Source organism: Streptomyces cyslabdanicus (assembly GCF_052663305.1).
The window spans coordinates 1-15,054 of record NZ_JBQRUW010000024.1 but is presented as its reverse complement, the minus strand read 5'-3'; the positions used below and the strand labels follow the sequence as shown (position 1 = coordinate 15,054).

General features: G+C 71.4%; 11 protein-coding genes. 5 read left to right on the top strand and 6 right to left on the bottom strand.

Annotation, left to right across the window (positions count from 1 at the left end; genetic code table 11):
- Positions 1-180: 180 nt before the first annotated feature.
- Positions 181-1,944 (bottom strand): aspartate--tRNA ligase, encoded by a 1,764-nt coding sequence (gene aspS / locus ACTYVM_RS15420; protein ID WP_445524691.1) that lies wholly within the window; start codon positions 1,942-1,944, stop codon positions 181-183.
- A gap of 182 nt (positions 1,945-2,126) precedes the next feature.
- Between aspS and ACTYVM_RS15415 the strand changes: the two genes are divergently transcribed.
- Complete coding sequence (locus ACTYVM_RS15415; RefSeq protein WP_445524692.1) at positions 2,127-4,298, top strand: SpoIIE family protein phosphatase; 2,172 nt, start codon at positions 2,127-2,129, stop codon at positions 4,296-4,298.
- Positions 4,299-4,318: 20 nt separating this feature from the next.
- Here ACTYVM_RS15415 and ACTYVM_RS15410 read toward each other — a convergent pair whose 3' ends face one another.
- The 3 genes from ACTYVM_RS15410 to ACTYVM_RS15400 all read right to left on the bottom strand — a co-directional run bounded on the left by ACTYVM_RS15410 (position 4,319) and on the right by ACTYVM_RS15400 (position 7,121).
- The gene (locus ACTYVM_RS15410; RefSeq protein WP_445524693.1) at positions 4,319-5,365 is read right to left on the bottom strand and encodes an AI-2E family transporter; all 1,047 of its coding nucleotides are present in this window, start codon (positions 5,363-5,365) and stop codon (positions 4,319-4,321) included.
- Between the two features lie 187 nt (positions 5,366-5,552).
- Complete coding sequence (locus ACTYVM_RS15405; RefSeq protein WP_445524694.1) at positions 5,553-6,524, bottom strand: pirin family protein; 972 nt, start codon at positions 6,522-6,524, stop codon at positions 5,553-5,555.
- A gap of 114 nt (positions 6,525-6,638) precedes the next feature.
- Complete coding sequence (locus ACTYVM_RS15400; RefSeq protein ID WP_141366432.1) at positions 6,639-7,121, bottom strand: SseB family protein; 483 nt, start codon at positions 7,119-7,121, stop codon at positions 6,639-6,641.
- 160 nt (positions 7,122-7,281) lie between these two features.
- Here ACTYVM_RS15400 and ACTYVM_RS15395 point away from each other — a divergent pair, with 160 nt between their 5' ends.
- Together ACTYVM_RS15395 and ACTYVM_RS15390 are read left to right on the top strand one after the other, a co-directional pair.
- Positions 7,282-9,123, top strand: coding sequence for an acyl-CoA dehydrogenase (locus tag ACTYVM_RS15395; RefSeq protein ID WP_445524695.1), 1,842 nt, complete (start codon positions 7,282-7,284; stop codon positions 9,121-9,123).
- Positions 9,124-9,221: 98 nt separating this feature from the next.
- Positions 9,222-10,520: a M18 family aminopeptidase gene (locus ACTYVM_RS15390; protein WP_445524696.1), complete on the top strand. Its 1,299-nt coding sequence runs from the start codon at positions 9,222-9,224 to the stop codon at positions 10,518-10,520.
- A gap of 72 nt (positions 10,521-10,592) precedes the next feature.
- Here the strand turns inward: ACTYVM_RS15390 and ACTYVM_RS15385 are convergent, their stop codons facing one another.
- The gene (locus ACTYVM_RS15385) at positions 10,593-12,425 is read right to left on the bottom strand and encodes an NHL domain-containing thioredoxin family protein (RefSeq protein WP_445524697.1); all 1,833 of its coding nucleotides are present in this window, start codon (positions 12,423-12,425) and stop codon (positions 10,593-10,595) included.
- A 110-nt stretch (positions 12,426-12,535) separates the two neighbouring features.
- On the opposite strand from ACTYVM_RS15385, the gene ACTYVM_RS15380 reads away from it, so the two are divergent.
- Positions 12,536-13,030 (top strand): LURP-one-related/scramblase family protein, encoded by a 495-nt coding sequence (locus ACTYVM_RS15380; RefSeq protein ID WP_445524698.1) that lies wholly within the window; start codon positions 12,536-12,538, stop codon positions 13,028-13,030.
- Between the two features lie 21 nt (positions 13,031-13,051).
- Here ACTYVM_RS15380 and ACTYVM_RS15375 read toward each other — a convergent pair whose 3' ends face one another.
- A complete protein-coding gene (locus ACTYVM_RS15375) occupies positions 13,052-13,900 on the bottom strand; it encodes a carbon-nitrogen family hydrolase (protein ID WP_445524699.1) in 849 nt (282 codons plus the stop codon).
- 220 nt (positions 13,901-14,120) lie between these two features.
- Between ACTYVM_RS15375 and ACTYVM_RS15370 the strand changes: the two genes are divergently transcribed.
- Positions 14,121-14,945: a maleylpyruvate isomerase family mycothiol-dependent enzyme gene (locus tag ACTYVM_RS15370; RefSeq protein ID WP_445524700.1), complete on the top strand. Its 825-nt coding sequence runs from the start codon at positions 14,121-14,123 to the stop codon at positions 14,943-14,945.
- Positions 14,946-15,054 lie beyond the last annotated feature (109 nt).

The following is a 15,054-nucleotide window of genomic DNA, read 5'->3' as shown; positions in this document are numbered from 1 at the left end:
TTGCGCACATGGTCACATCGACACACGAGGCCGCACACCGGATCTTCCAGGGGCATCCGGAGGTCCTCGCCCCCGTCTTCGAGGCGGCGGGGCGCATGGGAAAAGGGCTCGAAACCGGTTCGGTTCCGAGCCCTTCGAAGTCCGTGCCCGCCGTGGCGGGCAACAGACCGTGTCCGGGGACTACTTCGGCTGCGGCTTGCGCACCGACAGGTGGAGTTCCCGCAGGCGGGACTCGTCCAGCTCGGTCGGGGCGCCCATCATCAGGTCCTGGGCGTTGCCGTTGAGCGGGAAGGCGATGGTCTCGCGGATGTTGGGCTCGTCCGCGAGGAGCATGACGATGCGGTCGACGCCGGGGGCGATGCCGCCGTGCGGCGGGGCGCCGAAGCGGAACGCGCGGAGCATGCCGGCGAACTTCTCCTCGACGGTCTCACGGTCGTAGCCGGCGATCTCGAAGGCCTTGAGCATGATGTCCGGCTCGTGGTTGCGGATGGCGCCGGAGGACAGCTCGACACCGTTGCAGACGATGTCGTACTGCCAGCCCAGGATGTCCAGCGGGTCCTGGGTCTCCAGGGCCTCCAGGCCGCCCTGCGGCATGGAGAACGGGTTGTGGGAGAAGTCGATCCCGCCGGTCTCCTCGTCCTTCTCGTACATGGGGAAGTCGACGATCCAGCAGAAGCGGAACACGCCGTCCTCGAAGTGACCGGCGCGCTTGGCGGCCTCCACCCGCACCGCGCCCATGATCTTCGAGACCTCGTCGAACTCGCCCGCGCCGAAGAACACCGCGTGGCCGGGGGCCAGCGACAGCCGCTTGGTCAGCTCGGCGACGTTCTCCTCGGTCAGGAACTTCGCGATCGGGCCGGTCAGCCCGCCGTCCTCGCCGACCCGCACCCACGCCAGGCCCTTCGCGCCCTGCTCCACCGCGTAGTCGCCGAGCTGGTCGAAGAACTTGCGGGGCTGGCCCGCGGTGTCCGGCACCGGCAGCGCGCGGACGTGCTTGCCCGCGAACGCCTTGAACTCCGAGCCCGCGAAGACATCGGTGATGTCGACGAGCTCCAGCTTGGCGCGCAGGTCCGGCTTGTCGGAGCCGTACTTCAGCATCGCCTCGCGGAACGGGATCCGCGGGAAGGGGGAGGTGACGTGGCGGCCGCCGCCGAACTCCTCGAAGAGCTCCGTCATGAGCTTCTCGATCGGCTGGAAGACGTCCTCCTGCTCGACGAAGCTCATCTCGACGTCGAGCTGGTAGAACTCGCCCGGCGAGCGGTCCGCGCGGGCGTCCTCGTCGCGGAAGCAGGGCGCGATCTGGAAGTAGCGGTCGAAGCCCGAGATCATCAGCAGCTGCTTGAACTGCTGGGGGGCCTGCGGGAGGGCGTAGAACCGGCCCGGGTGGACCCGGGAGGGGACCACGTAGTCGCGGGCGCCCTCGGGGGAGGTGGCGGACAGGATCGGCGTCGCCATCTCGTTGAAGCCCATCGCGGACATCTTCTGGCGGATGGCGGAGACGACCGCCGTGCGCAGCAGGATGTTGCGGTGCATGCGCTCGCGGCGCAGGTCCAGGAAGCGGTACTCCAGGCGCCGCTCCTCGTTGACCCCGTCCTCGGCGTTGATGGTGAAGGGGAGCGGGGCCGCCGCGCCCAGCACCTCGACCTCGCCGACCTCGATCTCGATCTCGCCGGTGGGCAGCTCGGGGTTGACGTTGTCGGCGCCGCGGGAGACGACCTTGCCGTCGACGCGGACGACGGTCTCCTTCGAGAGCTTGTCGAGGGCCTCGTACGCGGGCGTGCCGGGGCGGGCGACGAGCTGCGTGATGCCGTAGTGGTCGCGCAGATCGATGAAGAGGATGCCGCCCAGGTCGCGCCGATTGTGCAGCCAGCCACTGAGCCGGACGTCGGTGCCGACGTCAGAGGCGCGGAGCTCGCCGCAGGTGTGGGACCTGTACCGATGCATCGTCGTTCATCCAGCCTTCGCGGATTGGGGATCACCGGGCGGGCACGGCCCGGACCTACCAAGCGTACCGGGCAGCTCAAGGTCGGCTCCCCACTTTATGGAGCGGTCCCGGGCGGCTCCGGGACCGGACGGCCGTACGCCATCGGTGGCAGTGTCCGATCGCCTCTTCTTACAGTGGGGCAATGCGTACTGGTGAGCCCCTGCCCGCCGTGGGGGACGTGCTCGCCTCTCTCGCGACCGGGATGTGGCACTGGGACACGGCCACCGGCCTGGTCTCGGTGGACGCCGAGGCGGCCCGGCTGCTAGGGCTGCCTCCCGAGAAGGCCACGCTCAGGGAGGCCCAGGTGCGCGCCCGCCTCCACCCGGTCGACTGGAACGAGATCACCGGCGTCGTGCAGCTTGCCGTCGCCGAGGGCACCCTCGCCGAGGTCCGCATCCGCATCATGGACGAGCGCAACCGGATCGTCCGCGTCGTGCGCAGCCGCTCCAAGCCGACCTTCGACGCCCGCAAGAAGGCGTACCGGCTGATCGGCACCCTCCAGGAGGTCGCCGAGCCGACGCCCGGTTCGCCCGCCGGGCGACGAGCGGTCACCGGTGACTGGCGGCGCTCGCGGGAGGCCTTCCTGCTCGACGCCGGCCGGGCGCTGGCCGAGGCCCGCTCCACGGCGGAGGTGCTGCGGGTCGCCGCCGGCCTGTCGATGCCCGGCTTCTCGCCGGACGGGCTGGCGGTCTTCGGCGTCCAGGGCGACCGGCTGACGATCATCGGCCACCACGGGCAGCGGCCCGGCGACGAGGGCCCCTTCGTGCACATGGGTCTGGAGACGGACTATCCGGCGGCCGAGGTGGTCCGCACCGGGCGGGCCGTCTACCTCTCCTCGCCGGGGCAGTACAAGTCCCGCTATCCGCTCACCTGGCCGCTCGCCGAGCGCTTCCACCGCCACTCCTGGGCGTTCCTGCCGCTGACCGTCGCGGGCCGCACGATGGGCGCCTGGATGGCCGCCTTCACCTACCCGGTGGCCTTCACTCCCGACGAGCGCTCGGTGCTGACCACGGTGGCCCGCATGCTCGCGCAGGCCCTGTCCCGGGCCGGGACCGCCGAGACCGAGCGGGAGCTGAGCGAGGGCCTTCAGCGTTCGATGATGCCCACGCTGGGCCCCGAGGTCCCCGGGATGGACGTGGCCGCCCGCTACGTCCCCACCGGCGGCGGCCTCCAGATCGGCGGCGACTGGTACGACATGATCCCGCTGCCCGGTGCCGCCTCGCGATCCCGCACGTCCTCCGGGTCGGGCCGCTTCGCCCTGGTGATGGGGGACGTCCAGGGCCACGACGTGCGCGCGGCGGGGCTGATGGGCCAGCTGCGCGTCGCCCTGCGCGCCTACGCCTGCGAGGGGCACCGCCCGGACGCGGTGCTCTCCCGCGCCTCCCGCTTCCTGCACGGCATGCTCGCCGCCGGTGCCGAAGGCGAGAACGGCGAGAACGGCGAGGATGCCGACGAGGCCGCCGACCTGCGCTTCGCGACCTGCCTGTACGCCGAGGTCGACCCGCGTACCGGGGTCCTGGAGGTGGCCCGTGCGGGGCATCCGGACCCGGTGATCCGGATGGCGGACGGCACGGTGCTGCAACGGGCGACCGCGGGCGGGCTGCCGCTCGGCGTCGACCCGGACGCCGACTACCCGACCACCCGGTTCATCCTGGAGCCGGGCGAGACGATGATGCTCTGCACGGACGGCCTGATCGAGACCGGCGGCCACGACCTGGAGACCGGCTGGCAGCGGATCCGCACGATCCTGGAGCGGCACGGCGGCGACGCCGAGGAACTCGCCGACGCGCTGGTGCAGGCCGTGCACGGGCCCTCCTCCCACCACACCACCGGGCCCTTGGCCGACCGTCGCGAGGACGACATCGCGGTGCTGCTGCTGAGCCGGCGCCGCGACGGCCGGGCGGCCCGCCCCCGGCTGCGGCACACCCTGATGACGGTCGCCCAGGCCGAGCCCGAGCGGGTCTCCGTGGCCCGCCGGCAGCTGCGGGAGCTGCTGCACGACTGGTCGAACGAGGAGCATGTGGACTCGGCGGTGCTGCTGCTGTCGGAGACCCTCGCCAACGTCCTGCTGCACACCGACGTCGACGCGCTGGTGCTGGCCGAGGTCAGCGGGGAGAAGGGTGAGCGGCGGCTGCGGGTGGAGGTCACCGACGGCGGCGACGACCTGCCGCACAAGCGCCGGCCCGGCGAGCTCGCCTCCTCCGGGCGCGGGCTGATGCTGATCGAACTGCTCGCGGACGCGTGGGGCGTCGTGCCGCGGGGCCAGGGCAAGAGCATCTGGTTCGAGCTGTACGAGTCCTCGGCGGCCAGGTGAGCCGTTCCGGCGGGTGCGTCCTACGGCGAGGCCGCGTAGCGTTCCCGCAGCTCGTGCGCGGTTCCGAAGGCCGCCGCCGTCAGCGGCACCGCCAGCAGCATCCCCACGATGCCGGCGACCGACGCGCCCCCCGTGATCGCCAGCAGCACCACCGCCGGGTGCATCTGCACGGTCCGGCTCTGGATCACCGGCTGGAGCACGTGCCCCTCCAGCACCTGCACCGCCAGCACCACGCCGAGCGCCCACAGTCCGATGACGAATCCGCGGTCGGCGAGCGCGACCAGCACGGACACCGTGCCGGAGAGGAAGGCGCCCAGGTAGGGGAGGTAGCCGCCGATGAAGACCAGCGCGCCGAGGCCGAGCGCACCGGGCACCCTCAGCACCAGCAGGCCGACGGTGATGCAGGCGGCGTCGATCAGCGCGATGAGTGTCGTGCCGCGCATGAAGCCCTCCACGGCCGCGAAGGCCCGCCGGGCCATGGCCTCCGCCGTGTCGCCGGTCCCGCGCGGGGCGAGGGTGCGCAGGACGGCGGCGGCCCGGTGCGCGTCGCGCAGGAAGAAGAACACGAGCAGCAGGGCCAGTACGGCCATGGCGAGCCACTCGCCGACCGCGCTGACCCCGCTGATGACGTTGGAGGCGGCCGTCCCGCCGAACTTCTCCAGCAGCCGCCCGCCGTGGGAGGCGAGGTCGTCCAGCGAGGTGCCGGCCGCCCCGAGGGGCCTGGCGAGCGAGTGCGCGGCCTTCTTGAGCGAGGCGACGATCTGGTCCCCGCTGTCGATCAGCGCGGCCACCACGATGTAGACCACCCCGCCGACGACCACGACGACCGCCACACAGGTGATCCCGGCGGCGAACGACCGGTTCACCCCCACCCCCACCAGCCGCCGGAAGAGCGGCCGCAGCAGGGCCGTGCCCAGCAGCGCCAGCAGCACCGGGATCACCGCGGTCCGGAACACCACGCACAGCTCGATCCCGATCCACACCACCCCGGACACCAGCAGGAGGGCGGCGCACCAGGCGGCGAGACGCCGGACGGGCTCGGGCAGCAGCGGGGCGGGGGCCTGCACACCTCCAGACGATCACACGCCGGACGGGCTGTCCCGCACGGACGCCCCACACGGGTGACACGGCGTCAGCTGCCGGGGCTCCGCCCGCCGGTGACGCGCCCCGCGCCGGGCACCGGGGCCCGGCAGGAACGCGAAAGGCCCCGTCCGTGAAGGACGGGGCCTTTCGCGCCCAACGACCGGGAAGGGTCTACAGCCCGCCCTCACTCATCCCGTGGACCGCCGGGACGGTGCCGAGGCGGCCCTTCTTGAAGTCCTCGAAGGCCTGCACGAGCTCGTCCCGGGTGTTCATGACGAACGGGCCGTAGTGGGCCATCGGCTCGCGGATCGGCTGCCCGCCGAGGAGCACGACCTCCAGGTCGGGCGTGTGCGCGTCCTGCTTCTCGTCCGCGCGGACGGTCAGCGAGGAGCCGGCGCCGAAGACCGCGGTCTGGCCGAGGTGGATCGGCCGGCGCTCGGCACCCACGGAGCCGCGCCCGGCCAGCACGTACGCCAGGCCGTTGAAGTCCTCCCGCCAGGGCAGGGTGACCTCCGCGCCCGGGGCCACCGTCGCGTGGATCATCGTGATCGGCGTGTGCGTGATGCCGGGGCCGGCGTGGCCGTCCAGCTCACCGGCGATGACCCGCAGCAGCGCGCCGCCGTCGGGGGAGGTGAGCAGCTGGACGCTGCCGCCGCGGATGTCCTGGTAGCGCGGCGCCATCATCTTGTCCTTGGCCGGCAGGTTCACCCACAGCTGGAGGCCGTGGAAGAGACCGCCGGACACCACCAGCGACTCCGGCGGGGCCTCGATGTGCAGCAGGCCGCTGCCCGCCGTCATCCACTGGGTGTCGCCGTTGGTGATGGTGCCGCCACCGCCGTTGGAGTCCTGGTGGTCGAAGACGCCGTCGATGACGTACGTGACGGTCTCGAAGCCGCGGTGCGGGTGCCAGGGAGTGCCCTTGGGCTCGCCCGGCGCGTACTCCACCTCACCCATCTGGTCCATCATGATGAACGGGTCGAGGTGGCGGTAGTTGATTCCGGCGAACGCGCGGCGCACCGGGAAGCCCTCGCCCTCGAAGCCGCTCGGGGCGGTCGTGACGGTGAGCACGGGACGTGCCACGGCATCGGCGGGTGCGGCCACACGAGGCAGCGTCAGCGGGTTCTCGACGGTCACTGCAGGCATGTCGGTTCCTCCTTGTGCGACCACTTTAGTTGATTGTTGAACTTTCTGCCAGCCTCAACAGAAGAAGCCCGGAGGGAATTCCCTCCGGGCTCCGTACACACTTCCAGCCGCCTGCTAGCCGTACATCCGGCGCATGGCGAAGTCGACCATCTGCTCGACCGCCTTGGCGTCGAACACCATCCGGTGCTCGCCCTCCATGTCGAGCACGAAGCCGTAGCCGGTCGGCAGCAGGTCGATCACCTCGGCACCGGTGATCACGAAGTACTTGGACTCCTTGCCCGCATACCGGCGCAGCTCCTTCAGCGAGGTGAACATCGGGATCACCGGCTGCTGGGTGTTGTGCAGCGCCAGGAACCCGGGGTTGTCGCCGCGCGGGCAGTACACCTTGGAGGTCGCGAAGACCTGCTGGAAGTCCTCGGCGGCCAACTGCCCCGTGGTGAAGGCGCGCACCGCGTCCGCGAGCGAGGGCGGCGAGGGCTCGGGGTAGGCCGGAGCCTGCTGACCGTACCCGCCGACACCGCCGGGCATCTGCTGCTGCGGAGGGACGTACCCCTGCTGTGCCGCCCCACTGTCCATCGGCTGGCCGTATCCGTACATGAGCCACAGCGTACTGACCCGCACGAGGGCTCGGTCACACATGGCGGGATCGGGGTTGCTTCTTATTACCGACGGGTAGCATCATCGGAGCTACTAGTTGGTACGTGAACCAGATGCGAGGAGTCAGTGCCTCGCCGAGTCCTCGACGGGAGCCGTGGCCATGGGGCACTACAAGTCGAACCTCCGCGACATCGAGTTCAACCTCTTCGAAGTGCTCGGGCGCGACAAGCTGTACGGCACCGGTCCGTTCGAGGAGATGGACGCCGACACCGCCAGGAGCGTCCTGGCGGAGCTGACCCGCCTGGCGGAGAACGAGCTGGCGGAGTCCTTCGTGGACGCCGACCGCAACCCGCCGGTGTTCGACCCCGAGACGAACACCGCGCCGGTGCCGGCGAGCTTCAAGAAGAGCTACCGGGCCTTCATGGACTCCGAGTACTGGCGCCTGGGCCTGCCCGAGCAGATCGGCGGCACCACCGCTCCGCCGTCCCTGATCTGGGCCTACGCGGAGCTGGTCCTCGGCGCCAACCCGGCACTGTGGATGTACTCCTCCGGCCCGGCCTTCGCCCGCATCCTCTTCGAGGAGGGCACCGAGGAGCAGCAGCGGATCGCGAAGATCGCGGTCGAGAAGACCTGGGGCTCCACCATGGTGCTCACCGAGCCCGACGCCGGCTCCGACGTCGGCGCCGGCCGCACCAGGGCGGTCCAGCAGGAGGACGGCTCCTGGCACATCGAGGGCGTGAAGCGCTTCATCACCTCCGGTGAGCACGACATGGAGGAGAACATCCTCCACTACGTCCTCGCCCGCCCCGAGGGCGCGGGCCCCGGCACCAAGGGCCTGTCCCTCTTCCTCGTCCCGAAGTACCTCTTCGACTTCGAGACCGGCGAGCTCGGCGAGCGCAACGGCGTCTACGCCACCAACGTCGAGCACAAGATGGGCCTGAAGGCCTCCAACACCTGCGAGATGACCTTCGGCGACCGCCACCCCGCCAAGGGCTGGCTGATCGGCGACCGGCACGACGGCATCCGCCAGATGTTCCGCATCATCGAGTTCGCCCGCATGATGGTCGGCACGAAGGCGATCTCCACGCTGTCCACCGGCTACCTGAACGCGCTGGAGTACGCCAAGGAGCGCGTCCAGGGCCCCGACCTGGCGAACTTCATGGACAAGTCCGCGCCCAAGGTCACCATCACGCACCACCCCGACGTGCGCCGCTCGCTGATGACGCAGAAGGCGTACGCGGAGGGCATGCGCGCCCTCGTCCTGCACACCGCCGCGGTCCAGGACACGATCGCGGTCAAGGAGGCCGAGGGCGAGGACGCCTCGGCCGAGCACGCGCTCAACGACCTGCTCCTGCCCATCGTCAAGGGCTACGGCTCGGAGAAGGGGTACGAGCAGCTCGCCCAGTCGCTCCAGACCTTCGGCGGCTCCGGCTTCCTCCAGGAGTACCCGATCGAGCAGTACATCCGGGACGCCAAGATCGACACCCTGTACGAGGGCACCACGGCCATCCAGGGCCAGGACTTCTTCTTCCGGAAGATCGTCCGCAACCAGGGCGCCGCGCTGAACTCGATCGCCGAGGACATCAAGGAGTTCCTGGCCCTCGGCACCGGCGGGGAGGAGCTGGCCGGCGCCCGCGAGCACCTCGCCAGGGCCGCCGCCGAGCTGGAGGCCCTCGTCGGCCACATGCTGACCGACCTCGCGGCCACCGAGAAGGACGTCAAGAGCATCTACAAGGTGGGCCTGAACACCACCCGTCTGCTGCTCGCCTCCGGTGACGTGATCGTCGGCCACCTGCTGCTCAAGGGCGCCGCGATCGCCGCCGAGAAGCTGGAGACGGCCTCCGTCAAGGCTGTGTCCTCCAAAGACGTGGCGTTCTACCAGGGCAAGATCGCGGCGGCGAAGTTCTTCGCGGCCAACGTCCTGCCGGGCGTCACCCTGGCCCGCAAGGTCGCCCAGAACGTGGACCTGGACCTGATGGAGCTGGACGAGGCCGCCTTCTAGGACGGGCACCGGCCCTGCCGCCCGTCCTCACCCCCCACACACGAGGGTCCGCTCCCGGCGCCGGGAGCGGACCCTCGTGACGTCGTTAAGGTGAACCCATGAGTACAAGCCAGCGCTTCGACCGCGGCCACACCGACGACCTGATGTCCTTCCTGGCGGCGAGCCCGTCGCCGTACCACGCCGTGGCGAACACGGCCGAGCGGCTGGAGAAGGCCGGCTTCCGCCAGGTCTGCGAGACGGACGCGTGGGACGGCACGACGGGCGGAAAGTACGTGCTGCGCGGCGGGGCGATCGTGGCCTGGTACGTCCCCGAGGGTGCCGCACCGCACACCCCCTTCCGTATCGTCGGCGCGCACACCGACTCCCCCAACCTGCGGGTCAAGCCGCTGCCCGACACCGGGGCGCACGGCTGGCGCCAGGTCGCCGTGGAGATCTACGGCGGCCCGCTGATGAACTCCTGGCTCGACCGCGACCTGGGCCTGGCCGGCCGGCTCACGCTGCGCGACGGCTCCACCCGCCTGGTCAACGTCGACCGCCCGCTGCTGCGCGTCCCCCAGCTGGCGATCCACCTGGACCGCCAGGTCTCGGCGGAGGGACTCAAGCTGGACAAGCAGCGGCACCTGCAACCGGTGTGGGGCCTGGGCGACGACGTCCGCGACGGCGACCTGATCGCCTTCCTCGAGGCGGAGGCGGGGCTCACTGCGGGCGAGGTGACCGGCTGGGACCTGATGACCCACTCCGTGGAGCCCCCCGCCTACCTGGGCCGGGACCGGGAGCTGATGGCCGGCCCCCGCATGGACAACCTGCTGTCGGTGCACGCCGCCGCCGCGGCGCTGACGGCCGTCACGGCGGGGACGCCGGAACTGCCGTACATCCCGGTGCTGGCCGCCTTCGACCACGAGGAGAACGGCTCCCAGTCGGACACCGGCGCGGACGGCCCGCTGCTCGGAGGCGTGCTGGAGCGTTCGGTGTTCGCACGCGGAGGGTCCTACGAGGACCGGGCGCGCGCCTTCGCCGGCACGGTCTGCCTGTCCTCCGACACCGGCCACGCCGTCCACCCCAACTACGCCGAGCGGCACGACCCGACCCACCACCCGCGCGCGGGCGGGGGTCCGATCCTCAAGGTCAACGTCAACAACCGCTACGCGACGGACGGTTCGGGACGCGCGGTGTGGGTGGCGGCCTGCGAGAAGGCCGGTGTCCCCTTCCAGTCCTTCGTCTCCAACAACTCCATGCCGTGCGGCACGACCATCGGCCCGATCACCGCGGCCCGGCACGGCATCCGGACCGTCGACATCGGCGTGGCCATCCTGTCGATGCACAGCGCCCGCGAACTGTGCGCCGCCGACGACCCGTTCCTGCTGGCGAACGCGCTGGTGGCGTTCCTGGAGGGCTGAGCGCCCCCGCCCCCGCGCCGCCGGGGCCTGTCCGGCGAACCGATCCGCCGGACAGGCCCTGGGTCTACTGGCCTACTGGCCCGCCGCGGTCTCGTCCATCCCGGCCAGGACGAGCGGCAGCCGGTCCGTCGCGCCCTCGGTGAGCCGGACCGGAACACCCCAGTCCTGCTGGTGCACATGGCAGGCGGGGTACTCGTTCGCGGGGTCGTCGTCGCACGAGGCCGCCATCGCGGAGACGTGCAGGACACCCTCCGGGACGGCGGGATCCAGCTCCAGTTCGCGGCACAGGTCGGTGTCCGCGCCCTCGCCCTTCAACAGCAGCTCGGGCGGGGTCGAGGACACCAGCAGCCGGGTCGACGGCCCGTAGCGGGTGTCGAGCTTCTGCCCGGCCGGGGCCTGGAAGATCACGTCCAGGCGGAGGCGGCCGGGGGCGACCTCCGTCGCCGCGCGCCGGGTGCGGTGGGCGACCGCCTCCACCCGTACCGCCTCCTCCGGCAGCCGCAGCCGGGTCAGCCGGTGCCGGGCCGACTCCACCACCACGATGTCGTCCCCCACGAGCACCGCGTCGCTGGGCTCGCGCAGGTCGGTGGCGAGCGTGGTGACCTCGCCGGTCGCCGGGTCGTAGCGGCGCAGGGCGTGGTTGTAGGTGTCGCTGACGGCGACCGAGCCGTCCGGCAGGGCGGTCACGCCCAACGGGTGCTGGAGCAGCGCCTGTCCGGCGGCTCCGTCCCGGTGCCCGAAGTCGAACAGCCCGGTGCCGACCGCCGTGTGGACGGCTCCGTCGAGATCCACCCAGCGCAGGGCGGACGTCTCGGAGTCGGCGAGCCACAGCCGGTCGGGCGTGGCCGCGAGCCCGGAGGGCTGCGCGAACCAGGCCTGTGCGCCGGGCCCGTCGACGAGCCCCTCGTTCGTGGTGCCGGCGGTGACGGCGACGGTCCGGTCCTGCGGGTCGTAGACCCACAGCTGGTGCACGCCCGCCATGGCGATCCACACCTTGCCGTTCCACCACGCCACGTCCCAGGGCGAGGACAGGTTCACGTCCCGGGCGGGACCGGACGTGGCCTCGCCCTGCATCCACTGGTGTCCGGTGCCGGCCAGCGTCGTGGTCTCGCCCGTCTCCGGGTCGAAGCGCCGCAGGGCGTGGTTGACCGTGTCGGCGACCACGACGGCGCCGTCCGGCAGGAGGGCGAGTCCCTGCGGCTCCTGGAACCGGGCCAGGTCCGGGTCGCCGTCGGCCATCCCCCGGCCGCCCTGGCCGATCCGCCGCACCACGGTCTCGCCGTCCTCCGCCAGCTCCACCAGCTGGTGCCGGGTGGTGTCGCTGACCAGGAAGTTCCCGGACGGCAGCAGCACCGCCTTGCCCGGGAAGCGCAGCGTGGTCGACTCCGGCTCCGGCGGCACGTACGGCCCGTCCCCGCGCCGCAACGTGCCCTTCGCCTCGTGCTCGGCCTCCAGCTCCTCCACCAGCCGCTCGATGGCGTGCGCGTGTCCCTCGCCGGCGTGCTGCGCGACGACGTAGCCCTCCGGGTCGATGACCACGAGCGTCGGCCAGGCCCGTACCGCGTACTGCTTCCAGGTGGCGAGCTCCGGGTCGTCGAGCACCGGGTGCTCCACCCCGTACCGCTCCACCGCGTCGACCACCGCCTGGTGCTCCGCCTCGTGAACGAACTTCGGCGAGTGCACCCCGACGACCACGACGGTGTCGCGGTGCTTCTCCTCCAGCTCCCTGAGCTCGTCCAGGACGTGCAGGCAGTTCACGCAGCAGAAGGTCCAGAAATCCACCACGACGCATTTGCCGCGCAGGTCGGCGAGGGTGAGGTTCTTCCCGCCCGTGTTGAGCCAGCCGCCCTTGCCGATCAGCTCAGGGGCGCGTACGCGGGCGCGTCGGGGTGCCGTGTCGTTCATGGGACCAAGGGTGCCACCCGTGCGGGGCGGCCCGTCCGGCGCGGTGCCGTACGGGGCCCGTCGGACCACCGGCCGCGTCGCCGGGGCGGAGGCGGGGAAGCGGTGAGGACATGAGATTCCTCGTACGCGACCGGATTTTCGGCATCGGTGACGACTACTGGATCGAGGACGAGCACGGCCGCAAGGCCTTCCTCGTCGACGGCAAGGCGATGCGGCTGCGGGACACCTTCGAGCTGAAGGACGCCCACGGCCGGGTCCTGATCAACATCCACCAGAAGATGTTCGCGCTGCGGGACACGATGGTGATCGAGCGGGACGGGGAGGGGCTGGCGAAGATCAGGCGCAAGCGGCTGTCGCTGCTGCGCCACCACTACCGGGTGTCCCTGGTCGACGGGACCGAGCTCGACGTCAGCGGCAGGATCCTCGACCGGGAGTTCGCCGTCGAGTACGACGGCGAACTGCTCGCGGTGATCTCCCGGCGTTGGCTGAGCGTCGTGGAGACCTACGGCGTCGACGTCGTGCGCGAGGACGCCGACCCCGCGCTGGTGATCGCGGTGGCGGTGTGCGTGATCCACCTGGCGGAGAAGGAACGCGAGGAGCGGTAGGGGGAGAGGAGCCTCAAGACCCTAGGAGACGTCCTGACGGTGCGGCGGCTCCAGGCCGAGGACCCGGTCCTTCAGGGCCGGGAACTGGTCCCGGGTGGCCGGCACCCTCGCCGGGTCGAAGTCGACCGTGAGGACCTCCTCACCGGGGCCGGCCTCGGCCAGCACCTCGCCCCAGGGGTCCACCACGATCGAGTGACCCGCCTGCGGAACTCCGGCGTGCGTCCCGGCCGTTCCACAGGCGAGCACGAACGCCTGGTCCTCCACCGCCCGCGCCCGGGCCAGCAGCGTCCAGTGCGCACGCCGGCGCTCGGGCCAGCCCGCCGGGACCACCAGGGTCTGCGCCCCGGCGTCGACGAGCCCGCGGAAGAGTTCGGGGAAGCGGAGGTCGTAACAGGTCGCGAGGCCGAGGGTGGTGTCCGGCAGAGGGACCGTCACCAGTTCCCGCCCCGCGCTCATCAGCACGGCCTCGCCCTTGTCGAAGCCGAAGCGGTGGATCTTGCGGTAGACGGCGGCCAGATCGCCGGAGGGGGAGAAGACCAGGGAGGTGTTGTACAGGGAGCCCGTACCCGTACTGGTGCCCGGACCCGTGGCCGGGCCGCCGTCGGACGCGGCGCGTTCGGGGATCGAGCCGGCGTGCAGCCACACGCCCGCGTCGCTCGCCGCCTCGGCCATCGCCTCGTAGGTGGGACCCTCCAGCGGTTCGGCCCCGCGTTCGAACTCCGCGAAGGCGAAGGCTCCGGTGGTCCACAGCTCCGGCAGCACCACGAGATCGGCCCCGGCCTGCTCGCGCACCAGCGCGGCCGCTCGCCGACGCCGCGAATCGGCACATTCGCCGTCGTCCACGGCAATCTGGATCAACGAGGCGCGCACACTACCACCGTCCTGGCACTCGAGTCGTCCGGACAGGCCTACGATCGTCACACGAAAGCACTGCCGGGCTGCCGCACAGCAGCGTAACTTGGGGGTACCCCCTGCTCGTAGCGGAGCGAGAAGCCGGGGGAGTTCCAAGACACCCGCCGACCGCAGCCACCTCCCACTGGCAATGCCATCACAACCTGCCCGTGTACCGACCGCCGAGGGGTCCCGTTCCGTGAGTCTGCATCCCACCCTCCAGCCCTACGCCGATGCCTGGACCCACTCCGTCGAGGCGATATCGGAGCTGATGCAGCCCCTGGTGGAGGCCGATTGGAACCGGCGCACCCCGTGCCCGGGCTGGTCGGTCCGCGACGTCGTCTCGCACATCATCGGCATGGACTGCGAGTTGCTGGGAGACCCGCGACCCATCCACGCCCTCCCGCGCGACCTGTTCCACGTCACCAACGAGCACCAGCGCTACATGGAGATGCAGGTCGACGTCCGCCGCCACCACACGTCGCCGGAGATGACCTCCGAGCTGGAGTACACGATCATCCGCCGCAACCGCCAGCTGCGGAACGAGTCCCGCGACCCCGACACCAAGGTGCGCGGCCCGCTCAGCGCGGAGATCACCCTCGAAGAGGCCATGCGCTACCGCGCCTTCGACATCTGGGTGCACGAGCAGGACCTGCGCGCGGCCCTCGGCCGCCCCGGCAACATCGACTCGCCCGGCGCCCACGTCGCCCGGGACTACCTGCTGGCCGCCCTCCCCGACGTGGTCGCGGTCAAGGCGGACGCCCCGCGCAGCTCGGCGGTCGTCTTCGACGTGCACGGCCCGCTGGAGTTCCTGCGGACGATCCGCGTCGACATCCAGGGCCGCGGCACCCTGGAGACGGCCCCGGCCCTCGGCCCGGCGGCGACCCTCGCGCTCGACTGGGAGACCTACGTCCTCCTGGCCTGCGGCCGGGTCACCCCGGAAGCGGTCGCCGACCAGGTGAAGACGGAGGGCGACCTGGACCTGGCGGCGGCGATCCTGCGGAACTTCGTGGTGACGGCCTAGGCCCTGTCGTCAAACTCCCGTCTGCCCCGCGACGCCATGCACGCACTCTCGCCGCACCGGGCCCTGACCCAAGTACATCCAGTACGAGGGCCAGGGCCCGGCACGCCGA